Origin of the sequence: Microlunatus antarcticus (genome assembly GCF_014193425.1) — a bacterium.
GTDB classification, from domain to species: Bacteria; Actinomycetota; Actinomycetes; order Propionibacteriales; family Propionibacteriaceae; genus Microlunatus; species Microlunatus antarcticus.
Map to the genome: position 1 here is coordinate 1 of NZ_JACHZG010000011.1, position 23,281 is coordinate 23,281.

At 72.9% G+C, this 23,281-nt stretch carries 14 protein-coding genes and 2 pseudogenes; 6 read left to right on the plus strand and 10 right to left on the minus strand.

Translation table 11 applies throughout. The features are described 5' to 3' along the window. The 4 genes from FHX39_RS19870 to FHX39_RS19885 form a co-directional block, all read left to right on the plus strand. Positions 1–2,344 (plus strand): hypothetical protein (locus FHX39_RS19870; RefSeq protein WP_183342539.1); only part of this gene is annotated, 2,344 nt, incomplete at its 5' end. Further along, positions 2,341–3,609: a type 1 periplasmic-binding domain-containing protein gene (locus FHX39_RS19875; protein ID WP_183342541.1), complete on the plus strand. Its 1,269-nt coding sequence runs from the start codon at positions 2,341–2,343 to the stop codon at positions 3,607–3,609. The genes FHX39_RS19870 and FHX39_RS19875, both read left to right, overlap by 4 nt. 73 nt (positions 3,610–3,682) lie before the next feature. Continuing rightward, positions 3,683–7,939: an FtsK/SpoIIIE domain-containing protein gene (locus tag FHX39_RS19880; protein ID WP_183342543.1), complete on the plus strand. Its 4,257-nt coding sequence runs from the start codon at positions 3,683–3,685 to the stop codon at positions 7,937–7,939. A gap of 41 nt (positions 7,940–7,980) precedes the next feature. Continuing rightward, positions 7,981–8,538, plus strand: coding sequence for a DUF4291 domain-containing protein (locus FHX39_RS19885; RefSeq protein WP_332837004.1), 558 nt, complete (start codon positions 7,981–7,983; stop codon positions 8,536–8,538). 110 nt (positions 8,539–8,648) lie between these two features. On the opposite strand, the gene FHX39_RS19890 is transcribed toward FHX39_RS19885, so the two are convergent. The 4 genes from FHX39_RS19890 to purL are packed head-to-tail and all read right to left on the minus strand — an operon-like array spanning position 8,649 to position 15,180. Continuing rightward, positions 8,649–10,658 (minus strand): serine/threonine-protein kinase, encoded by a 2,010-nt coding sequence (locus FHX39_RS19890; protein WP_183342548.1) that lies wholly within the window; start codon positions 10,656–10,658, stop codon positions 8,649–8,651. A 37-nt stretch (positions 10,659–10,695) separates the two neighbouring features. Beyond that, positions 10,696–12,054 carry a dipeptidase gene (locus FHX39_RS19895; RefSeq protein WP_183342550.1) on the minus strand — a complete coding sequence of 453 codons (1,359 nt, stop codon included), beginning with the start codon at positions 12,052–12,054 and terminating at the stop codon, positions 10,696–10,698. 28 nt (positions 12,055–12,082) lie between these two features. Further along, positions 12,083–12,898 (minus strand): zinc metalloprotease, encoded by an 816-nt coding sequence (locus FHX39_RS19900; protein ID WP_183342552.1) that lies wholly within the window; start codon positions 12,896–12,898, stop codon positions 12,083–12,085. Positions 12,899–12,912: 14 nt separating this feature from the next. Next, positions 12,913–15,180, minus strand: a complete 2,268-nt coding sequence (purL, locus tag FHX39_RS19905) for a phosphoribosylformylglycinamidine synthase subunit PurL (protein ID WP_183342554.1) — start codon at positions 15,178–15,180, stop codon at positions 12,913–12,915. Positions 15,181–15,273: 93 nt separating this feature from the next. Between purL and FHX39_RS19910 the strand changes: the two genes are divergently transcribed. Together FHX39_RS19910 and FHX39_RS19915 are read left to right on the plus strand one after the other, a co-directional pair. After that, entirely contained in the window at positions 15,274–15,828 is a 555-nt protein-coding gene (locus FHX39_RS19910; protein WP_183342556.1) for a hypothetical protein, read from the plus strand. A 38-nt stretch (positions 15,829–15,866) separates the two neighbouring features. Beyond that, positions 15,867–16,667, plus strand: a complete 801-nt coding sequence (locus FHX39_RS19915) for a hypothetical protein (protein ID WP_183342558.1) — start codon at positions 15,867–15,869, stop codon at positions 16,665–16,667. A gap of 210 nt (positions 16,668–16,877) precedes the next feature. Here FHX39_RS19915 and FHX39_RS19920 read toward each other — a convergent pair whose 3' ends face one another. From FHX39_RS19920 to FHX39_RS19945, 6 genes and pseudogenes are all read right to left on the minus strand, one after another. Next, on the minus strand, positions 16,878–18,218 hold the full coding sequence (locus tag FHX39_RS19920) for an endonuclease/exonuclease/phosphatase family protein (RefSeq protein ID WP_183342559.1): 1,341 nt from the start codon (positions 18,216–18,218) through the stop codon (positions 16,878–16,880). Between the two features lie 97 nt (positions 18,219–18,315). Next, on the minus strand, positions 18,316–20,379 hold the full coding sequence (locus tag FHX39_RS19925; protein ID WP_183342561.1) for a hypothetical protein: 2,064 nt from the start codon (positions 20,377–20,379) through the stop codon (positions 18,316–18,318). An 8-nt stretch (positions 20,380–20,387) separates the two neighbouring features. Further along, positions 20,388–21,065 carry a phosphoribosylformylglycinamidine synthase subunit PurQ gene (gene purQ, locus FHX39_RS19930; RefSeq protein ID WP_183342563.1) on the minus strand — a complete coding sequence of 226 codons (678 nt, stop codon included), beginning with the start codon at positions 21,063–21,065 and terminating at the stop codon, positions 20,388–20,390. 95 nt (positions 21,066–21,160) lie between these two features. Beyond that, a pseudogene (gene purS / locus FHX39_RS19935) lies at positions 21,161–21,400 on the minus strand (phosphoribosylformylglycinamidine synthase subunit PurS); the annotation flags it as partial. A gap of 81 nt (positions 21,401–21,481) precedes the next feature. Beyond that, entirely contained in the window at positions 21,482–22,648 is a 1,167-nt protein-coding gene (locus tag FHX39_RS19940) for an RtcB family protein (RefSeq protein WP_183342567.1), read from the minus strand. Positions 22,649–22,782: 134 nt separating this feature from the next. Further along, positions 22,783–23,281 (minus strand): annotated as a pseudogene (locus tag FHX39_RS19945) (phosphoribosylaminoimidazolesuccinocarboxamide synthase); the annotation flags it as partial.

The window sequence follows — 23,281 nt, forward strand, 5'->3', positions numbered from 1 at the left end:
CGGCCGGTCGCAGACGTCGACGGCCCTCGTGGGCGCCCCGCTGACCGTCGTCGCCTCGGCCGCGCTGCCGGGCATCGACCCCGCCACGATCGTCACGGCGGCCGCCGACGCGCCCGCAGACAGCTCCTCGGACACGGGCAGCACCAACGGCGTCATCAGCCGGTCGCCGGAGGGCACGACCCAGGTCCAGTGGGCCAGCATCCTGGCCCCGCCGCAGCTCGACCCGACGGCCACGTTCCGGGTGGTGCTCGACGCGAAGGACTTCGTCGTCCCCACCGTGGACCTCAGCGTGCAGCCGGGTCTGGTGACCGACCCCTCCGTCGGCGCCCTGATCGACTCCGCGTTCAACCCCAAGAACTCCGACGAGCTCGCGCTCGAGACCCGCACCATCGCCCTCATCGGTGACGTCAACGACGTCCTCGGCCGGTCCAGCGACACGATCTCCGGGGTCCGCAAGACCCTCGACGCCTCGTCCAAGACGCTCGGCACCAAGACGGTGCAGTCCCTGACCGAGGACACCAAGACGATCAGCACCTCGCTCAAGTCCTCGAGCGACAACATCGACTCCCTCGGCGACGACCTCAGGTCGTCGCTGCAGAGCACCCAGTCCGCGACCCTGCAGCGGATGTCGGAGACGGTCTCGCAGCTGCAGGACCTGATCGGCGACACCTCGGCCTCCGAGCCCGCCGTCCAGACCGACGGCGAGGGGTGCCAGACGACGGTGAAGGCGTCCGGCGGCGGGGGCGGGGTGTACGGGAGCCTGCTCGCGGTCACCGCGCAGCTCGACGGCTACCAGGCCGCGACCGACGCCTGCAAGCTCGCCATCCAGGGCGAGATCACCTCGACGATCGGCCCGGCGGTCCCCGACGCCACGAACTGCCCGGTCGACGCCGAGACGCCCGCCGTCACCTGCTCGCTGGCCCAGGCCCGCGAGCGCTTCGCCGCGGTCACCGCCTCGATCGGCGCGAGCCAGGACGCGTCGAAGGCCCTGGACCTGACGACGCTGAACCCGGTCGAGGGCGCCATCACCACCCTGGGCACGCAGCTCGGCGCGGTGGGGGACGCGACCTCCGCGCTGCTGAGCAAGGACCCGGAGAAGGGCGCCCCGGCGCTGGTACGGGTCGACGCGTCGCTCGACGCGGCGTCCGACTCCCTCACCGCGGCCGGCGGCACGCTCGGCGACCTGACCGACGCACTCGACGGCGTCCGCGGCGAGGCCGTGGAGAACCAGAAGAAGGTCGCCTCTCTGCGGGAGCAGAGCGACGACCTGGCCGACGCGCTCTGCGCCGTCGCCGGGGACGGGACCCAGCCCGGGCGGCTCAGCGCAGCGCAGGTCGAGGCGCTCCGGGCCTACCTCGTCGACCAGGGCTGCGACGACAAGACGGACCTCACGCCGCCGGACAAGTGGGACACCCCGCTGACCGACCGGCTCGACGGGCAGGCCGACGCGTGGGCGACGGTCGCGGCGGCCCTCGACACCGAGAGCGACGACCACAACATCGGCCGTCGGCTCGGCGACCTGAAGCAGCAGCTCGCCGACCTGCGCGAGCAGCTCACCGCCGCGTCGTCCGACCTGGAGGACAACCGGGCCGCACTGGTCGCGATCAACACGAAGGTGCTGGCCGCCGAGGCCTCCCTGAAGCTCCTCGGCACCAGCGTCGGCGGCGTCCAGGACAGCTACGTCGAGGCGAAGCAGAAGCTCGACGCCGCGCTGGCCCAGGCCGCGGAGCAGGCCGACAAGGCGACCTCCGAGAGCCTGACCGCTGACGCGATCAAGCGGGTCGCCGACCAGGGCCAGGCGTCGAGCGACGAGCTCGGCACCGCGTTCGACGACTCCGCCAAGGGCCTCGAGGCGGCCGCGGACCAGCTCCGTGACGGCACGGCCGCGACGCTCAAGAAGCAGCAGGCGGACCTCGCGGACCAGGAGAAGTCGAACGAGGCGGAGCTCAACGACAAGACCAAGGCCGGGCTCAGCTCCATCTCCGGCAGCGTCACGTCGGCCACCCGGGACATCGACACCACGCGGACGTCGCTGACCAAGGACCTGAACAACGTCCTGCTCGACCTCGGCAACCCGAAGGAGCCCGGCAAGGGCCTCCTGGGGACGCTGAGCAAGAGCGCGCGGGCCGCCGACTCGGCCGACTACCAGCTCGGGCTGGCGTCGGACAAGGTCAGCTCGTACTCCTCGGTCCGCAGCCAGGAGGTCGGCGGGATCCTGCTGCGCCAGGCGCAGGCCGAGGCCGCCCTGCAGCGCCAGGCCGAGCTCCCGGCGTTCGCGACGGAGCTGCCGGCGAACACGGCGCACCGCACCATCTACCTGTTCCACGTCGGTGGGGACCGTTGAGCCCACGGCTCGTGCACCGCGCGACGACGCTGGCCGCCGGCCTCGCCCTCCTGGCGACAGCCGGGTGCAGCGTCAGCACCCCGCAGACCGGGCTCGCCGCGCCCGTCCCCGTCGAGCTGACGGCCGAGGTCCCCGGCCAGCTGACGATCGGCGTCGAGGTGACGCTGAGCGGCGCGCCGGGCGAGGGGGCCGAGTGGCGTGACGCCGCGGAGGGTGCGGTCGTCGCGGCGCGGCGGTTCGCGCTCGGCGGCACCAAGATCACCCTCGTCGCGATCAACGACAAGGGCACCAGCGACGGGGCGGCCAGCGCCGTCAAGGCCCTCGCCGGCCGCAACGTGAGTGCCGTCGTCATGGCCACCACCGGCGAGCACGTCGCCGCCGGGCTCACCGAGGCGGCGGCCGACCAGATCCCCGTCCTCCTGCCGTACGACCTCGGCGCAGACGGCGCCGCCGGCCAGGTCTGGTCGACCGGCCCCGGGCGGCAGGCCACGGACACCCGCCTGGTCGAGACGATGGCCGGCCGGAAGCTCGACGCGCCGCTCCTCGTCGACGCGGGCGGGGGCCCGGTCACCGGGCTCACCCCGCGCGACGTGCAGACGTACGCCGCCGGTGCCGACGCGGCCGCCCTGGCCCAGGGCGTCGCGCGTCGGCAGCGGCAGCTGGACACGGCGGTCGACAGCGTCGTCGTCTCCGGCGCCCCCGAGCTGCAGGCTGCGGTCGTCGCCGCCCTGCAGGGTGCGGGCGTCGACGTCCCGATCCTGCTCACGCCGCAGGCGCTGAGCCCGGCGTTCCCCGCGGCCCTGGTCGCCGCGGGCGGGTCGCTCTCGGGCCAGCTGACCTCGGTCGGTCTGGACGACGGCGACGCGACCGCCCTCGAGTCGACCGACGCCGGGCGCGCGCTGGCCGCGTACTTCTCGGGCCTGCAGCTCGCCGCCGGCGACCCGGCCACGAAGGACCTCGCGGGCGACCGGCCCTTCGCCGAGGTGGCCGCGGCTGCCGACGTCTCGAGCCACGATGCGGTGGTCGCCGTGGTCCGCGCCGCCGCAGTGGCGAGGAGCACCGACCCCGCCCGGGTCGCCGAGGCCCTGCCCGGCCTCCGGCTCGGCTCGGGGGACGGGATCGCCGGGCCGCCGCTCGACTTCTCGAGCACCGGGGCCGTACCCGCGGACGCCGTGGTCCCGCTCGCCTCCACCGCCGTGTCGCCCGGGGTCAGGCCCGCCTCGGACGCCCCCGCTCTTTTCTGGTTCGACAGCACCCGCTCCTGACCCCGCTTTCTGTCACACGCGACCTGCATAGTGCTTACGGTTGGGCTGGCTCAGCCACGAACGAGGAGACCCCGTGCACCTGGTGATCGAGGTCGACGGCACCCGCCGCGAGGTCGAGCTCGCCCAGGCGGCTGACGCCGCGACGCTCGCCGACCTGGTCGAGCACGCCTGCCAGGTCCCGCTCCCGGCCGACGTCCCCCTGTGGGTGGACGGCACCCGCCACGAGGCGGGTGACCTGGTGCGCGACGTCGCGCTCATCGAGGGCAGCCGGATCGGCCGGTCGCCGGCCGAGCAGGCTGTCCCTGTCCCGGGCTGGGCCGCGTCGCTCTCGGCCGGCCTCGACGCCGGCTGGACCGTCCCCGTCCCGACCGGGCGCCCGCTGCTGATCGGCCGCTCGCCGCAGGCCGACATCACCCTCGACTCCCCCAGCGCCTCCTGGAGCCACGCCACCCTCGAGCACGACGGCGACGGGCTGCGCGTCCGCGACGCCGGGTCGACGAACGGCACCTTCGTCCGCGGCGAGAAGGTCGACGACGAGGGCGTGGTCGTCGAGGACGGCGACGTGATCGTCTGCGGCGGGGCCGCCATCACCGTCTGGCACGGCGCCGATGAGGCTCTCGCCCCCGCGCCGGGGACGCTGCACAACCTGACCCAGACGGCGACCGTGCCGTTCAACCGCCCGCCCCGGCCGGGCCTGCCGCCCGAGCCCACCGGGTTCGAGCCGCCCACCCGCAAGCCCGAGCCGCCGCCAGCGCGGTTCGCCATCGCGACCGTCGCCGCCCCGCTGCTGATGGCGGTGGTGATGGTCGCGGTCATGCGCAACCCCGCGTACGCGATGCTCGCGATCCTCAGCCCGGTCCTCGTCCTCGGCACCACCGTGGAGCAGCGCCGGCGGCGCAAGAAGGACATCCAGGAGAACGACGCGGCGTTCACCACGGGCTTCGACGCGTTCAAGGCCGACCTCGCCGCGGCCGGCGCCACCGAACGTGCCCGGCGCCGCGACCTCGCCCCCGACCCCGCCCGTACGCTCCGCCGCGCGGCGCTGCCCACGACGACGCTGTGGCAGCGGCGGGCGGCGGCGACCGACTTCCTGTCCCTGCACGCCGGCGTCGGGAACGTGCCGTGGAAGCCGCCGGTCGACCCGATCGCGGTCAAACGCTCCGGGGCGGAGGTCGCCGAGGTGGTCGACGCCGCGGTCCTGCCCACCGCTCCTGTCGAGGTCGACCTCACGCACGCCGGGGTCGTCGGGATCGTGGGCGACCGCGCGGACGCCCTCGCTGTGGCCCGGAGCCTGCTCTGCCAGGCGGCGACCCACTGCGGCCCGGCCGACCTGACCGTCGGGGTGTTCTGCGACCCGGGCCGCGAGGAGGAGTGGACCTGGGCCGGCTGGCTCCCCCACGTCCGACGCCTCGGCGACGGCTCGGGCGGTCAGTGGCTCTCCACCGAACGGTCCCGGAGCGAGTCCATGCTGCGGGCGATGCGCGACGGGATCGAGTCGTTCCCCACCCCGGCCCTCCTGCTCGTGCTCGACTCCGACGTGCTCACCGAGGGCCGCGACGCCCCCGCCCGCTGGCTCCTCGGCCACGGTCGGCCGATGCCCCAGCAGCTCGTGCAACCGCGTCAGGAGACCCAGGTCTCGGGCATCGTCCTCGCCGCAACCGCCGAGCAGCTCCCCGCCGCCTGCACCACCGTGATCGACGTGGGCCGCGACGCCACGGGCACCGTCACGCGCCCGTTGGACCGCTTGACCATCCCCGATGTCGTGCTCGCCGGCGTCGGTCTGGACTCGGCCCGCAGCTGCGCCGCCTCCCTCGCCCGCTTCGACGACCCCGAGCTCTCGATCCCCGGCGCCTCCCTGCCCGGTCTCGTCCGGCTGCCGCCGCTGCTCGGCATCGACGAGGTCAACGCCGCCGCCATCCGCCGGATCTGGTCGTCCTCGACCCGGATCTCGACCCCGCTCGGCGTCGGCGAGAACGGCGTCTTCGGCATCGACCTCGTCCGCGACGGCCCGCACGGCCTCGTCGGCGGCACGACCGGCTCGGGCAAGAGCGAGTTCCTGCGCTCGATGGTCGCCGGGCTCGCGGCGCGCAACGACCCGACGCGGCTGACGTTCATCCTCATCGACTTCAAGGGCGGCGCCGCCTTCAAGACCTGCGAGCGGCTGCCGCACACGATCGGCACGGTCAGCAACCTGGACGAGCAGCTGGCCGACCGCGCCCTGACGGCGCTCGAGGCCGAGCTGCGCTACCGCCAGGAGATGTTCGCCCGGGCCGGCGAGGGCGTCGACAACCTCGACGCCTACCTCGCCACCAAGCCCGAGGTGCCGATGCCCCGGCTGCTGCTGGTCATCGACGAGTTCGCGATGCTGGCCAAGGACTACCCCGACGTCCTGAAGTCCCTCGTGAGCGTGGCCGCCGTCGGCCGCACGCTCGGGGTCCACATGATCCTGGCGACCCAGCGCCCCGCCGGCGTGGTCAACGAGGACATCCTCGCCAACACCAACCTCCGCGTGGCGCTGCGCGTGCAGAGCCGCGACGACTCCACCAACGTCATCGGCGTCCCGGCGGCCGCGGCCATCGGGCGCACGCAGTGGGGCCGCGCGTACGTCAAGCTCGGCCAGGACGACATCAGCCCCGTGCAAACCGCCCTCGTCACGGGTCGCGCCGAGCGGCAGACCTCTCAGCTCGTCGACCTGCACCCCGTGCACTTCGGTCACGACGAGCAGCGCGAGACCGGGACGACCGAGCGCGACGACGACGCGACCGACCTCGACCTGCTGATCGACGCGATCGTCGAGGCCAACGGCGAGCTCGGCTACGCCGCGCCGCGGCCGGTGTGGCCTGAGCCGCTCGGCACCCGGGTGTCGCTGTCGGTCGCCGGGGAGCAGCCGGCGGAGGGGCAGCCGTCCGTGGGCCGGGTGCGCGGGTCGCTGGTCGAGTTCGCCGTGGCCGACGACCCGCGCCGGCAGCTGCAGCTGCCGGTCGGCTGGGACCTCGAGCGCGGCAACCTGCTGGTCCTCGGCATCCCGGGCAGCGGGACGACGACGACCCTGTCCTCCATCGCACTCACGCTCGCCGACACGTACGCGCCCGAGGACCTCGACCTCCTCGTCCTCGACCTGGGCACCCGCGAGCTCGCCCCGCTGGCCGACTTGCCGCACACGGTCGCGTACGTCGGAGCCGGCTCGGGGACGCGCGAGCAGCAGGTGCGCTTCCTCAAGTTCATCCGCGCCGAGCTCGAGCGGCGGCGCGCGACCCCCGGCCCGCACCGCCGGATGGTCGTCCTCGTCGACGGCCTCGGGGTGCTGAAGGACGAGTACGACGACTTCGAGGGCCTCAAGCTGCTCGACGGGCTCTACCGGGTGATCTCCGACGGTCCGGACGTGCAGATGTCGACGGCGATCACGACGTCGCGCTCCAAGGCCGTGCCGAGCGCGGTCGAGGAGGTCGTCACCCAGCGCTGGCTGTTCCGGCTCGCGGACCCGTACGACTACAGCATCTCCGGCGTCCCGACCAAGCTGGCGCCGCCGCCGATCCCGGGCCGCTGCGTGCTCGCGGAGACCAAGCTGCACGCGCACGTGGCAACGGCCGACGGCACGCTGCCGGAGACCGTCGCCATGATCAGCAAGCGCTGGGGCGAGGTCGCGCCCAAGCCGCAGGTCGTCGGGCAGCTGCCGACCTCGGTGACCGTGACCGAGCTCGGGGCGCCCGCGCGGCTCGAGACGGAGCCGTGGCGGCTGCCCGTCGGGATCCGCGAGTCCGACCTCGGGGTCGCCGAGCTCGAGGTCTTCGAGGGCGAGCACGTCATGTTCTGCGGGCCGGCCCGCTCGGGCAAGTCGACCCTGCTGCTGGCCGTCGGCGAGCTCCTCCGCGCTCAGGGGGTCGCCGTGTGGGGCGTGGGCGGGCGCCGCTCCCCCCTCGTCCAGGCCGGGCTCGACCGGTGCGCGGTCGGCGAGGAGGAGGCGACCGCGCTGCTCGCGTCGGCCCGCGTGCACACCGGCCGCCTGGTTCTGCTGGTGGACGACGCGGAGCAGTTCGCGGACAACGACCAGGCGTTCGCCGGGCTGCTCGCGGCGAAGACGACCGACCTGCTGGTCGTGGCGGCGGGCCGTTCCGACGACCTGCGGACCATGTACTCGCACTGGACCAAGACCGTCCGCAAGGCCCGGTGCGGGGTGCTGCTGCAGCCCCACATCGACTTCGACGGAGACCTGCTCGGCGTGACCCTGCCGCGACGCGCCCCGGTCGAGATCACCCCCGGCCGTGGCTACGTCATCTCGAGCGGGTCCATCGACCTGCTGCAGGCCGTGAGCCCGTCCCGCGCCGCATGACTCCGGCAGCCAGTAGCCCGTCGGGGCCCCCGCTCCGGGAGGTGCGGGCCGACTTCGACGACGAGACGATCGTGGTCTACCAGGCCTACCCGTCCGCGATAGCCGGCCCGGCCGTCGACGCCCAGCGCTTCGTGCCGCCGTTCAGCCCCGACCGGATGACGTGGATCAAGCCGTCGTTCCTCTGGATGATGTACCGCTGCGGCTGGGCGACGAAGCCGGGTCAGGAGCGGGTCCTCGCCGTCCGGATGACCCGCGCCGGGTTCGAGGAGGCCCTCTCCGCGGCGTGCCTGAGCCACTTCGACCCGCACGTCTACCCCGACCACGACGCCTGGCAGCGGCGCCTGGCGCGCTCAGCCGTGCGCGTGCAGTGGGACCCGGAGCGCGACCCGGCGACGAACCCGCTGCCATGGCGGTCGCTCCAGGTCGGCCTGGGTCGTGGCGTCGTCCCTGCGTACGTCGACCAGTGGATCGTGGGGCTGGAGGACATCACCGACCGGGTCGAGCGGCTGCGCGACCAGCCCGCCTCCGAACGCACGAGGCTGCCGCAGGAGCGGCCCTACCCGCTGCCGCCCGACGTGGCGTCGGTGGTCGGCGTCTGAGCGCAGACCGTACGAGATCGGCGCGGATCTGACCGCGTCTGCCCGGTCAGATCCGCACCGATCTTCCGGTGCTGCTCAGTCCGCGGTCTCCTCCGGGGGTCGTTCGACGCTCAGCTTCCGCGCGTCGTGATCTCGAACGGTTCGCTCGTCAGGTTGTCGAAGTTGCCGACGCGAGCCCCGATCTGGCAGTCCTGGGCCACCGACTGCGCCTGCACGACGAGCCCGTCCTTGGAGACGTCGAGCGCGCCCGAGCACCCGTCGGTGAAGCGCACGCCCTCTGCGCCGCCCGCGATCGCCGCCAGCGCCTGGGACGGCTTGCCCGTCGCCGGGCTCAGGTAGAGGGGGTTGAGCTCGTCCGGGCCGTTCGGCCACACCGGGAGCAGGGAGATCTTCAGCGTCGTGCCGCTGACCGTCCGGGTCGGGCCCTTCACGACGATCGACGTGAGCCGCTGGACCGGGTAGGCCGTGCTCGTCACCTGCGCGTCGCTCGTCGCCGTGTCGGTCGCCTGGGCGGCCGAGCGCAGCCAGTCTTCGAGCGCCGACGTCGGGTCCGCACCGCCCAGCGTCAGCGGCACGGTCGCCGTGGCGGTCACGCTGCCCTGGGCCGGGATCGTCTCGGTCTCGACCGACCACGCGCACGGGGTGTCGATGCCCGTGACCGACCGGACGTTCGGCCGGGCCGTGCCCTGGCTCCACTGCACCGCGGGGCACTGCGCCACGGCGTCGCCGGCCCCGGGCACGACCTCGAGGAACGGACCCTGCAGCGGAGCCGCCTGCGCCGCGTACGTGATCGTCAGCGTGGCCGTTGACGAGGACGGGTCCCAGGTCGCCGAGCGGCTGATGCCGAGGCCGCTCGCACGCGCCGTGCTCTGCTGCTGGGCCTGGACCGGGGCGGCCGTGGGGGCCACCTGCGGCCCGTCGGGACCGGCGGCCCGCACGATCCAGAAGACGCCGAAGGCCACGAGCAGGGCGCCGACGACGATCAGCGCGATGGTCCGGCGGTCCCGCAACCGCCAGCGGGAGGAGGTGGCGGCGGTCGACGTCGGCCGCGGCGTGACGGCCGCGGGCAGGACCGGCATCGAGCGCAGCATCGTGTCCGAGCTGGACGTGCCCAGCTCGGGGAGAGGTTCGGTCGGCGCGGCGGGAGCGGAGGACGCCACGTCCGGGTCCGTGCCCGCCGCGGTCGAGGTGACGACGGGCGGCGTGATCCCGCGCAGCTCGGTCGCCGGGCCGCCCGCCGACTGGAAGTCCTCCGGCCTGCCCTGCGCGGGCAGCGCCTCCAGGTCGCTGACGGAGGGGGCGAGCCGGCGGAGCTGGGCGGCGGCGACCCGCGCGGTGGGCCGCCGGGCCGGGTCCTTGGCGAGCATGCCCGAGATCGCGGCCCACACGGGCTCGGGCACGGGCAGGCGCGGCGGCTCGCTCGTCACGTGCCGGTGGGCGACGGCGTAGCCCGTCCCCGCGCCGGCGAACGGCGTCCGCCCGCCGAGCAGCTCGTAGAGCAGGATGCCCGCGCCGTACACGTCGGCGGGCAGGTCCCCGACGCCGGTGACGAGCTGTTCGGGGGCCATGTACTCCGGCGTCCCGATCAGGCCGGAGCTGCTGCGCGTCTCGTCGGCCACGATCTCGGCGATGCCGAAGTCGGAGAGCTTGACCGCGCCGGGTCCGAGGTACTGCCACGCGGAGGCGAGCAGGACGTTGTCGGGCTTGAGGTCGCGGTGCAGGACGTTCCGGTCGTGGGCCGCGGCCAGGCCGTCGAGGACGGACGCGGCGACCCGGAACGCGACGGCCGGGCGCAGCGGTCCGCGTTCGGTGAGGGTGTCGCGCAGCGAACCCCCGCCGACGAACTCCATCACGATCGCCAGCCGTTCGCCCTCCACGACGAGGTCGCGCACGGCGACGACGTTCGGGTGGCGCAGGCCGACGAGGATCGACCGCTCGCGGACGAAGCGTTCGACGAGCGTCTCGTCCTGGAGGTGCTCGCGGTGCAGGACCTTGGCTGCGATCGTCTCGCCGCTGCGCCGGTCGGTCCCCCGCCAGACCTCACCCGTCGCGCCGCGACCGATGCGTTCGTCGAGCACGTACGAGGCCCCCAGGGCGTCGTCGAATGCCTCGGGGGGCACGCGTCACCAGCCTCTCGACAGCACTCGGCAGAACGCGCTAACGGTAGCCGGGCGTGAGGTCGTCGGAGCCGACCTCCGCGAACCGCTCGAGCATGAGCGCCTCGGCGAGGCAGGCCCGCTCGAAGTCGCCGAGGTGCAGGGACTCGTTCGCGCCGTGGGGCCGGCTGTCGGGGTCGCCGACGGCGGTGACGAGGACGGTCGCCGACGGGAACGCCTCCCGGAACGCGGCGACCATCGGGATGCTGCCGCCCTGCCCCACGAACACGGCGTCGGTCGTCCACGCCTCCCGGAACGCCCCCTGCGCGGCGTCGGCGTACGGGCCCTCGAAGGGGATCAGCGACGGCTGACCGGTGTCGCCCCGGTCGACGCTGACGTGCGCGCCCCAGGGCGCGTGCTCCTGCAGGTGCCGTTCCAGGTGGCCGAGCGCGGCGACGGCGTCGTCCCCGGGAGCGACGCGGAGGCTGATCTTGGCCTGCGCCGACGGGATCAGCGTGTTGGAGGCGCGGTCGACCGGGGTGGTGCTGAGCGCGATGACGGCGATCGCCGGCTTGCACCAGAGGCGTTCGACCAGGCTCCCGGTGCCGATCCAGTCGACGCCGTCCAGCAGCCCGGCCTCGGCCCGCAGCCGGTCCTCGGGGTAGTCCAGCGCCGGTGGCTCGGCGACCGCGAGGCCGTCGACGGCCACGTCGCCGGCCTCGTCGTGGAGCGTCGCGAGGAGGCGGCAGAGCGTGGTCAACGCGTCTGGCACGGGCCCGCCGAAGCTCCCCGAGTGGATGGCGTGGTCGAGGGTCGACACGGTGACGACGCAGTCGGCGAGCCCCCGCAGCGAGGTCGTGAACGCGGGCGTCCCGACGTCCCAGTTCACCGAGTCGGCGATGACGAAGACGTCGGCCGTGAGCGCGTCGCGCTCGGCCGCGAGGAGGCGCTCGAGGCTCGGCGACCCGATCTCCTCCTCGCCCTCGACGAAGACGGTGACGCCGACCGGCGGCTGCCCGTCGAACGCACGCAGCGCCGCGAGGTGGACCGCGAAGCCGCCCTTGTCGTCGGCCGCTCCGCGCCCGTGCAGCCGATCACCCTGCTCGGTCGCGCGGAACGGTTCCGTGGTCCAGGTCCTGGGGTCGCCCTCGGGCTGGACGTCGTGGTGGGCGTAGAGGCAGACCGTGGGCCGACCGGCCGGCGCCGGGTAGCGCCCGATGACGGCGGGCATCCCGTCCGCGGTGGTGATCCGGACGTCGGGGCAGCCGGCGCCGGTCAGCAGCGCGGCGACCGCCTCGGCCGACCGCTGCACCTGGTCGCGCCGACCCGGGTCGGCGCTGACCGACTCGATGGCGACGAGGTCGGCCAGGTCGGCACGGACCTGCGGCTGCTGGGAACGGACGGTGTCGCGGAGGCTCACCGCAGCAGCGTACGGACGCCTGCCGACGTCACTCGAGACGGAGGCCGGGGCCGAGCACGACGGCCACGAGCACGGCCAGCACGACGGTGACGACCAGCGGCACGACGGGCGTGCGGAGCGTGAGGTGCTCGTACGCCGGGTGCAGCCGGCCGTAGAAGAAGGTGAACATCGGCGCGAAGATCGCGACGGCGACCCCGCCGGCCAGCACCACGACGACGTCGTCGGCGCCGAGGCCGCTGATCCAGGTGTCGAGCAGCGTGAGCGCGACGGTCACGCCGGTCCCGACCAACCACGGCAGCAGCACGAGGTGCCGCAGCTCGTCCTGGCTGCGCGCGTACCGGGTGACCTGGCCGGCCAGCAGCCGGGCGTTCAGCAGGGTCAGCGCGACGCCGAGGACGACGGAGACCGCGTACGCCGCGCCCGGTGCGTCGAGCAGCGCCAGAACCTTGCCGCTGTCGCCGACCCGCGCGACCGGCGCGATGAGGAGGTAGCCCGCGAAGTTCTGCATCGACGCCAGGCCGGTCCAGAGCAGCAGCAGCCGGACGAAGCCGCCGGCGAGGTTCCGGCCGACCAGGAAGACGACCGCACCGAGGACGAGGCTGAAGACCGGGCCCGCCGCGGCCGTGACGACCTGCCCGCCGGGCGGGAGCTCCGGGACGTACGAGACGGAGTTGGGGTGGAGGACCGCGCCGACCCCCAGCGAGAGCCCGGCGACCGCGTGCGCGAGCTCGTGCAGCGTGACGACGACGATCGCCGCCAGGCTCAGCGCGACCGAGGAGCAGGCGAGCAGCAGCCGGTTGCGTCCCGGGTCCCGGGGTGTCGTCCGGACCGGCCACGCTGCCATGTCGTGCTCCCGGGTCAGGAGGCCAGGACGGCCGGGATCGTGGCCTCCCAGCCTGCGCGGATCTCGGCCAGCGGGAGGGTGAACTGCCCCGCGACCGCCACGACGGCGTCGGTCGCGGAGGTGACCGACCCGAGCCGGGCGACCGGGATGCCGGCCTCGGAGCACAGGTCCAGCAGGTCCTGCTCGGTCTCGCTCCCGAGGGAGACGAGCACGCGCCCGGTGCTCTCCGAGAACAGGGCGACGAACGGGTCGGCGCCCGCGGGCAGCGTCACCTCGACGCCGTGGTCCCGGCGCAGGCACGACTCCACGAGCGCCTGGGCGAGGCCGCCGTCGGACAGGTCGTGCGCGCTCCTGAGCAGGCCGCGGCGGCTCGCCTGGACCAGCACGCCCGCGAGCCGCTGCTCGTGGGCAAGATCGACCTGGGGCGGCCGCCCGCCGAGGTGGTCGTGGACGACGTCGGCCCAGGCCGAGCCGTCGAGCTCGTCGTGCGTCTCGCCCAGCAGGTAGACGGCGTCACCCTCGACCGCGAAGCCGACCGGCGTCCGCCGGGTCACGTCCTCGATCACACCCATCACGCCGACGACCGGCGTCGGGAGGATCGGGGTCGTGCCGGTCTGGTTGTAGAAGCTGACGTTCCCGCCGGTGACGGGCGTGCCGAGCGTCTGGCAGCCGTCGACCAGGCCGGCGATCGCCTGCGTGAACTGCCACATGATTGCCGGGTCCTCCGGCGAGCCGAAGTTCAAGCAGTCGGTGATCGCGACCGGCTCCGCACCGCTGCAGGCGACGTTCCGGTAGGCCTCGGCGAGCGCGAGCTGCGCGCCCGCGTACGGGTCGAGGAGCGCGAAGCGGCCGTTGCAGTCCGTCGACAGCGCAACACCGAGCCCGGTCTCCTCGTCGATGCGCAGCATGCCGGCGTCCTCGGGCTGAGCGAGGACGGAGTTGCCGCGGACGTAGCGGTCGAACTGGTCGGTGATCCACGACTTGTCGCAGAGGTTGGGGCTAGCGACGAGCTGCAGGAGGGTCTCGGCGAGCTCGTCGCCGGTCTGCGGACGTTCCAGGGACCCGGAGCCGTTCGACTGGACCTCGTCCTGCCAGCGCGGGCGGGCGTACGGGCGCTCGTAGACGGGACCCTCGTGCGCCACCGTCTTCGGGTCGACGTCGACGACGGTCTCGCCGTGCCAGTCGATGATCAGCCGGTCGTCCTCGGTGACCTCGCCGACGACGGTGGCGAGCACGTCCCACTTGCGGCAGATGGCCATGAAGGCGTCGACGTCGCCGGGCTCGACGACGGCCATCATGCGTTCCTGCGACTCGCTCATGAGGATCTCCTCGGGGCTGAGCGAGGGGTCGCGGAGCGGGACGCGGTCGAGCTCGACGTGCATGCCGCCGTCGCCCGCGGCCGCCAGCTCGGAGGTCGCGCAGGAGATGCCCGCGGCGCCGAAGTCCTGGATGCCCGTCACCAGGCGCGCGGCGAAGAGCTCGAGCGTGCACTCGATCAGGAGCTTCTCCATGAACGGGTCACCGACCTGCACGGCCGGACGCTTGGACGGCTTGGTCGCGTCGAACGTCTCGCTCGCGAGGATCGACGCCCCGCCGATCCCGTCGCCCCCCGTCGCCGCGCCGTACATGATCACCTGGTTGCCCGCGCCGGTCGCCTTGGCGACGTGCAGGTCCTCGTGGCGCAGCACGCCGACGCAGAGCGCGTTCACGAGCGGGTTGCCGAGGTAGGTCCGGTCGAAGACGACCTCGCCGCCGATGTTCGGCAGGCCGAGGCAGTTCCCGTAGCTCCCCACGCCGGAGACGATCCCGGGCAGGACGCGGGCGGTGTCCGGCTCGTGGAGCGGGCCGAAGCGGAGCGGGTCCATGACGCCGATCGGCCGCGCACCCATGGCGAGGATGTCGCGGACGATGCCGCCGACGCCGGTCGCCGCGCCCTGGTGCGGCTCGACGTAGCTCGGGTGGTTGTGCGACTCGACCTTGAACGTGACCGCGTAGCCCTGCCCGATGTCGACGACGCCCGCGTTCTCGCCGATGCCGGCCAGCAGCTCGCTGCCGTTCGGCGTCGTCGTGGGCACCTCGCCGAAGCGGCGCAGGTGCACCTTCGAGGACTTGTACGAGCAGTGCTCCGACCACATGACCGAGTACATGGCCAGCTCGGCGCCCGTGGGACGCCGACCGAGGATGACCCTGATGCGGTCGTACTCGTCAGCGGTGAGCCCCAGCTCGGACCACGGCTGCGCGTGGTCGGGGGTGCGGGCAGCGTTCTGGACGGTGTCGACCACGGGCTTACCGTACCGGCCGGTTATCCACAGGAACCTGCGCCGACCGGGCGTGAACTCGGTAACGTACGTCCTCTGACCGGGGGGTTGGTTCGCATGAGGCACTGGTTCGCGGGGCGGGGGCTCCTCGTGGGTTCCTGCCTGCTCGCGTTCGTGGGGACCGCCTGCACCCCGAGCGGCCCGCCCCCGACCCCGCCGACCACCGTCGCGAGCGCGACCCCGACCGAGAACGTCCAGGAGCGCGAGGAACGCCTCGCCTACCAGGCCGCGGAGGCGAGCTACCGGGAGTTCCGGGCTGAGGTCGAGCGCGTCTACTCGCGCGGAGGTGCGGCAAAGCCCACTTCAGTGATGAAGGCGACTGCGGGGGGTCAGTACCTCGCCTCGTATCAGGAAGTCAGCGAGGCCTACCTCGGCCTGAAGCACCGAAGTAAAGGCGAACTACGCATCGATTACGTGCATCGGGGCGGCTTCAGCCCTTCGGAACTTGTTCTTGACGTCTGCGAGGACGGCCGTGGCGTCGTCACCTACGACAGAAAGGGCAAAAAGCTCTATACCGACGATGTACGTAAACTCAGTCTGACTGCGAGGCCAGCTGCGGGCACGTGGAAAATCTGGACCGGTAAAGGCGAGAAGGCGTCGTCGTGCGACTGAGAAGAGTCCTGGGCAGCTGTGCCCTCGGAGCGGTCCTCATGAGCTCGACCTCTACAGTCGCTATGGCTGATGACTCTGGCTTAGTGAGCAATGGAAAAACCGGTGATGTGAAGATCCGCGCCAGCCGCGGTCACGACACTCCGAAGAAGTCGAGCAGCAGTCGAAGAACGCCCGGTAGCAGCGACGCCTCGCAACTCAAGAAGATCGAGCAGCAGACCGACGACTTCGTCGCCTACTCCAACCGTAAGCGCGCTTTCGACGCGTGCACGAGTGCAGGGACTGGCGGCTGCACGGCCCCGGGCGACGCTGTCGACTTCCCGGACGCCCTCGTCCGCGGGCAAGGGCCGGCAGCGCCGCAGATCAGTCCGCAGCAGGCGGCTTACGTCGCCGTCGCCCAGTTGCGTCTGACGCCGCCCAAGCCGGTGATCGGGCCGTCCCCAGAGATCAACGAGTGGAACATGGCCGCGGTCGGCTACCCGTACTGGCTCTGGGCTGAAGGAAACCTCGACCCTGCGCCCGTGTCCACGACGGTCGCCGACCTCACCGTGAGTCTCGACGCCCACCTGGCGAGCACGACGTTCGACCTCGGCGACGGGACCCGCCTCACCTGCACCGACCTCAGCGCCCGCTGGACCCCGGCCGTCGAGCCCGCGGCGCCGTCGCCGGCGTGCGGTCACACGTACACGAAGCCCTCCTTGCCGAAGGGCAGGTACACGATCACGGCCTACAGCACCTGGTCGATCGACTGGTCGGTCAACGGCGTCGGCGGGACCATCCCGCTCTACCAGCAGGCCTCGACCACCGTTCCCGTCGGCGAGCTCCAGGTCCTCACGCGCTGAGACCCCGCGGTGCCGCCGACGCGTTCGCTCGCTTTGGGTGCGTCTGCTCGTGCTGCAGCGCGAGCGAAGAGCACAAGAGCGAGCAAACGCCTCCCGCGTGCCGCCGTGGGCGCCGCAGGCGGAAGGCGGCGATACGACCAGACAGAACAACGGGGAGGATTTGGCACCTCAGCGGTGCCAGATCCTCCCCGTTGTCCGGAGAACGTGAGGTCAGACGGTCGGCAGGGTGATGTCCGCGTAGACCATGTTGTGGTCGGAGTTGCGAGCCGGGTTCTTCTGCTCGACCAGCTGCTTGAACTTGTTCGAACCGGGAGCCCCGTAGACCAGGATCTGGTCGACGCGACGGGCGTAGCCCTGTGGGTCCTCGTCGAGGACCTTGTCGAAGTGGTTCAGGCTCGGGAACTCGAGGTTGGCCTGCTGCACCGCACCGGCGGCGTCGTAGAAGCCCTGCTCGACCAGGTAGTCGTGCGGGCCGTTCCCGCCCTTGTCGGCCTGGCTCGCGTTGAAGTCACCGGCGACGATGACGGGCTCGCCCGGCTTGCGGATCAGGTTCATGTTGGCCCAGATCGTCGCGGCCTGCAGACGGCGGAGGTCGTTGAGCTTGGCCTCGGTGTTCTTGTTGTCGCTGTGCCGGTAGTCGAGGTGCGCCGAGACGACCAGGAACGGCTTGCCCGTGGCGAGGTCAGCGAACTCGGCGTACGCCGCGCTGCGGATCCACGTCGGGGCGTCACCCGCCATGACCGGCAGGTCGAAGCTGCAGCTGTTGCTCCAGTTCTGCACGACGTTGGCGACCATCGTCGTGTCCGTGCACTGGCTGAGCAGCTGGTAGCGCGACGAGTCGTACGCGATCCGCGCGGCCTGGCTGCCGTGCGGGGTCCCGCTCGGGTTGTAGACCGTCGTCCGCGTGAGCGTGTAGCGGCCCATCGCCGGGTCGGCCGCGATCAGGGCGGCCTGGAGGCTCTCGGTCTGCCGCATCGTCCCGAAGCGGCCGGGGCTCGCCTCCTGGATGGCGACGATCCCGGGGTTGACCTTGACGATGTCGGAGGCGACGCCGGGCGCCCGCTCGGCCCAGTCACGCTTGTCGGCGCCGTCGTACTTGGCGCTGCGGATGTTGTAGCTCGCGATGCGCAGCGGCGAGGCGACCGCCGCCGGGAGCGCCCGGGACGTGGTCGCCACGAGGTCGGAGGCCTTGCCTGTACGGGCGCCGCTCTTCCTCTCGTCGACGGCGACCACGCGGATGTAGAGGTGGTTGCCCGTCGCGGGAGCGGCGCCGGCCTTCGCGACCGACTTCGCGCTGAGGGTGGTCGAGCGCTTGGAGCCGCTCACCGTGAACGTCTGCGCCCCGCGTCCGTCGTTCGTCGAGCCGAACGGGGTCAGGGCGGTCTCGATGCGGAACTTGTCCGTCTTCGAGCCGCTCGCCTTCCAGCTCACCTTGATCTGACCGACGGCGGCGCCCGGGCTGGCCACGACGCTCTTGACGGCACCGGGCTTGCTCGAGGCGGACGCCGAGGCCGGCAGGACCGCCGAGAAGACGGCGACGAGCGCGGTCATCGCCACCGCGGCTCGGACTGCAATACGCACTTCACTCCTGGATCCCGGGGCGCTCGGCGCACGACGGCTCGACGACGCCCCGAACGTCCTCGCCAGGTTAAGCCCTTGCGGTAGCCCCCCGCAGGGGAGAGGCCGAATCGGACGTCTTCCGGCGGCCGTGGAGACGACGGGCCCACAGGCAGCCCACCAGGGTCGCCGCCACGGCCGTCGCCGGCTGCCAGACCCCGATGCCCCCGTCGTTGACGAGGGTGCCGAGGACGGCCACCACGAGGACGGACACCAGCGTCGGACGCAGGGTCGAGAACTCGTCGCTCAGCGCCGGCACCGCCCAGCGGAACATGACGAACCACAGCGCCACACCGACCACGATCGACCCCACGCCGAGGGGCGAGGCGATGGTCTCGTACGACGCGACGGCCTTGCGGCTGACCACGTCGAGCGCGTCGCCGTCGACGATTCGCTGGACGAAGTTCCCGAGGTGGCTGCGCCGGTCCGGGCCCCGCGACCAGTCGGCCAGGGAGATCGCGCCGACCGCGACGACCGCGGCCAGGCCGACCAGCAGCAGGCGCGGCCAGGTGATGCGGATCCCCGACAGGGTCAGCCCGAGCCAGAGCACCGCGGGGACGAGCGCGACGACGCCGCCGAAGTCGCTGCCCATCGACGGCCAGCCTTCGCACACCACCGCCCCGAGCCCGAGGGCGGCGACCGCCAGGACGGCCGCGCGACGCCGACCCTGCTCGAGCAGGCGGTGCGCCACCCAGCCCGCGAGCACCAGGACGGCACCCGCGTACGCGGCGAAGGTCACGTTCCCGAAGCCGTACCAGCGCAGGCCGTAGATCGGGCGGGAGTTGAGGAGCGAGCCGGGTTCCATCGGCCCGCCGAGGGCCGCGTCGACGGTGAACGCGACCACCGAGATCAACGCCCCCGCGACGGGCGGCGGAAACCGGGTGACCCGTGACAGGCCGACGGCGGCGAGCGTGAGGACGCCGGTCACGAGCCACACCGTGACACCCACGACGAGCCCGGGGTTCGAGGCCCGCGCCCACGGGACCGCGCCGGTGAGCATCATCCCGGCCAGCAGCACCGACCCGAGCGTGAGGACGGCCTCGGGCAGGAACCACCGCCTCCGGAATGCCCCGACCAGCGCGACCAGGGCGAGCAGGGTCCCGCCCGCGGCCAGGAACAGGTAGCCCGTGACGGAGGCGTCCGACAGCGCCGCGACCTCGCGGTTCTGCCGCTCGATCCCCGTCAGGGTCAGGTCGGTCGGGTAGACGGCCAGCGGTGAGCCGTCGATCGTCGTGACAGCCGCGTTCTCGCCCCGCCCGACGTCGACGAGCTCGCGGGTGACGTCGGTGAGCGTGACGATGCCCGCGCGGCGGGTGCTGGCCGAGGTCACGAACCCCGGCAGCGTGGTCCCGACGCGGTAGAAGACGCCGAGGCTGGGGTCGGCCGAGCCGGCGGCCGGTCCGACGCCGCTGACCAGGAGCGTCACGTCGTCCCGCCCGGCGAGGGCGGCGATGACCCGGTCGGACTCCGCCCCCGCGTCCACGAGCGTCACGGGGCAGCTCAGCCGCTCGCCCCCGGCGACGAACGCGTCCGGGGTCGCGTACGCGGCGACGGTCCCGTCCGGCCGGGCCGCGGCGAGGGCCGCTCCCGGTCCGACGGCGGCGACGCAGCCCGGGACCGAGCCGGCCAGGGTGCCCAGCCGGGCGTCCCCCCGGTCAGCCGCTGCGGCCGCGAGCCGAGCGTCCCAGTCGGCGATCCGCGCGCCCGGACCCTCGCCCGTGACGGGCGGGTCGCACAGCCCGTCCACCGCGGCCCGGCGGCCGGCGCCGAGCGTCGTCCAGCCCGCCGCCGCGCACGTCCCGACGTAGCGGGCCCGCGTCGAGACGACGCCGGCCTGTGCGTCGTCGAGGTGGGCGCCGAGGACCGTACGGTCGGTTTCGGTCAGCTGGAACCGGCCGGCCACCCCGACGAGCACGACGTGCTCGGTGTAGACGTCGGAGTCGGTCGGCACCGGGGCGAGCGCGTGCACCCCGCGGAGCAGGGCGAAGACGACAGCGGCCAGGACGAGCAGCGCGACCCACCGGCCGCGTCGGGGCCGTCGCGTCCGGGACGGGGCGGGCGGGGGCGCCTGACGCGCCCGGGGACGGTTGCCCATGGGGCGGGTCAGACCCGGGTGCTGAGGAAGTCCAGGACGCTGGCGAAGATCGGGCGGCCGTCGAGCGTCGGCCCGGTGAGGGCGTCCACGTTGTGCTCGGGGTGGGGCATCATCCCGACGACGTTGCCGCGCTCGTTCGCGATGCCAGCGATGTCGTTCATTGAGCCGTTGGGGTTGCTGCCCGCGTAGCGGAACACGACCCGGCCCTCGCCCTCGAGCCGCGCGAGGGTGTCGGCGTCGGCGACGAAGCCGCCCTCGCCGTTCTTGAGCACGATCTCGATCTGCTGACCCGCCTGCAGCTGGCTCGTCCAGGCCGTGGCGCTCGACTCGACGGTCAGCTTCTGGTCGCAGCAGACGAACGTCCGCACGTCGTTGCGGATCAGGGCGCCCGGCAGCAGGTGGGCCTCGCACAGGATCTGGAACCCGTTGCAGATGCCGAGCACCGGCATCCCGGCCTCCGCCCCGCGGATCACCTCGTCCATCACGGGCGCGAAGCGCGCGATCGCGCCGCAGCGCAGGTAGTCGCCGTAGGAGAAGCCGCCGGGCAGGATCACCGCGTCCACGCCGTCCAGGCTGTCGCTCCCGTGCCAGAGCGGGACCGCCTCCGCGCCGGCGACCCGTACGGCCCGCAGCGCGTCGTGGTCGTCGAGCGACCCCGGGAAGGTGACGACGCCGATCTTCGCCATCAGCGCGTCTCGTCGAGGTGGTCGATGTCGTGGCCGGGGTGGTCGGTGCCGCCCAGCGCGGTGGGGGCGGCCTCGTCGACGGTCCCCTCGGTGTCGTCCTCGACACGGACGTCGAACGTCTCGATCACCGTGTTGGCCAGCAGCGTGCTCGCGGCCCGCTCGATGTCGGCCAGCCGGTCGGGCGTGACCTCGCCGTCCACCTCGAGCTCGAAGCGCTTGCCCTGGCGCACGGCGATCCCGGAGAAGCCGAGCCGGCCGAGCGCCCCGGTCACCGCCTTGCCCTGCGGGTCCAGGATCTCCGGCTTGGGCATGACGTCGACCACCACACGTGCCATGGGGGTGAGTCTAGGGAGTGCGCCGCCGCGCGATGTACGACGAACGCCCCCTGAGCCTGTCGAGACTCAGAGGGCGTCCACCTACGCGCCCTTGACGTTCACGAGCTGGTGCAGCGTGTGCCGGACCCGGACGAGGTCGGCGGCGTCCGCCATGACCTGGTCGATGTCCTTGTACGCCCCCGGGATCTCGTCCACGAACGCCTCGGTGTCGCGGTACTCGATCCCGACCATCGCCGCCTGGAGGTCCTCCCGGCTGAACCGCTTCCGCGCGGCCGACCGGGAGAACGCCCGACCGGCGCCGTGCGGCGACGAGCTCAGCGACACCGGGTTGCCGAGCCCCTCGACGACGTAGCTGGCCGTCCCCATCGAGCCGGGGATGAGCCCGGGCTTGCCGACGGACGCCTCTATCGCGCCCTTCCGCGACACCCAGACCTCACGGCCGAAGTGCCGCTCCTGCTCGGTGAAGTTGTGGTGGCAGTTGATCCGCTCCTGCTCCACCACGGCCTCACCGGTCCAGTCCGCGACGCACCGGACGACCCGGTCCATCATCTCCTCGCGGTTGAGCAGGGCGAAGTGCTGCGCCCACCGGAGCTCCCGCACGTACGCCCAGAACTCGTCGGTCCCCTCGACCAGGTACGCCAGGTCCGGGTCGGCGAGCGGGATCCACCACTGCTGGGCCAGGGCCTGGGCGACCTTCACGTGGTGCGAGGCGATCTTGTTGCCCACACCCCGCGAGCCCGAGTGCAGGAACAGCCAGACCCGGTCCTGCTCGTCGGCGCTGACCTCGATGAAGTGGTTCCCCGAGCCCAGCGAGCCGAGCTGGAGCGCCCACTGGCCGGTGTACCGACCCGGGTCGAAGCCCGTCTGCTCGGCCAGGACGGTCAGCTCCGCGACCCGCGGCTCGGCCGTCTCCCGGATCTTCCGGTTGTCGTGCCCGGCCGACAGCGGCACCGACCGCTCGATCGACTTCCGCACCACAGACCGGTCCTCCGGCAGCTCCGACACGTGCAGCTGGGTCCGTACGGCGATCATCCCGCAGCCGATGTCGACCCCTACCGCGGCGGGCATCAGCGCACCGAGCGTGGGGATCACGGAGCCGACGGTCGCACCCCGACCGAGGTGGGCGTCGGGCATCAGCGCGACGTGAGGGAACACGAAGGGCATCAGGGCCGTCCGCTCCGCCTGCTCGCGCGTGCTCGGCTCCAGGATCGAGGCCCAGTTCCACAGCCGGTCGGTGAGCTTCTCCACGTCCCCGCCTCCGTCCTTCCGTCTCCCGCGCCACGTGGCGCGACGGCACAACTTAGGGAACGGAAAACGCCTCGCACCCCCGGTTTACGCGGTGCTAGGCGGCGCCCGGCGCGCTAGGAGGAGACGAACGCCGACCCGGTGAGACGCTCGTACGCCTGCAGGTAGCGCTCCCGCGTGGCGGTCACGACGGCGCCGGGGATCGAGGGCGGCGCGTCGCCGGAGCCGCGGTCCCACCCAGAGTCCTGCAGCAGCCAGTCCCGGATGAACTGCTTGTCGAACGCGTCGAGCCGCGCGCCCGGCTCCCAGGTCGCCGCGTCCCAGTAGCGCGACGAGTCGGGCGTGAGGACCTCGTCGCCGAGCACGAGCGTCCCGTCCGCCCGTCGCCCGAACTCGAGCTTGGTGTCGGCCAGGATCAGCCCGCGCCCTCGGGCGACCTCCTCGGCGCGGGCGTAGACGGCGAGCGTCAGGTCGCGCAGCTGCTCGCCGAGCTCGCGCCCGGTCGTCGCGACCATGGTCTCGAAGTCGACGTTCTCGTCGTGCTCGCCGAAGGCGGCCTTGGTCGCCGGCGTGAAGATCGGCTCGGGCAGGCGCGAGCCGTCGACGAGCCCGTCGGGCAGCGGCACCCCGCACACA

Excerpts from the sequence above, each read along its gene's own strand:
- FHX39_RS19900 (WP_183342552.1), bottom strand. The coding sequence starts at position 12,898 with ATGGCAGCGTGGCCGGTCCGGACGACACCCCGGGACCCGGGACGCAAC.
- FHX39_RS19910 (WP_183342556.1), top strand. The coding sequence starts at position 15,274 with ATGAGGCACTGGTTCGCGGGGCGGGGGCTCCTCGTGGGTTCCTGCCTG.
- FHX39_RS19915 (WP_183342558.1), top strand. The coding sequence starts at position 15,867 with ATGAGCTCGACCTCTACAGTCGCTATGGCTGATGACTCTGGCTTAGTG.
- FHX39_RS19920 (WP_183342559.1), bottom strand. The coding sequence starts at position 18,218 with ATGACCGCGCTCGTCGCCGTCTTCTCGGCGGTCCTGCCGGCCTCGGCG.
- FHX39_RS19925 (WP_183342561.1), bottom strand. The coding sequence starts at position 20,379 with ATGGGCAACCGTCCCCGGGCGCGTCAGGCGCCCCCGCCCGCCCCGTCC.
- purQ (WP_183342563.1), bottom strand. The coding sequence starts at position 21,065 with ATGGCGAAGATCGGCGTCGTCACCTTCCCGGGGTCGCTCGACGACCAC.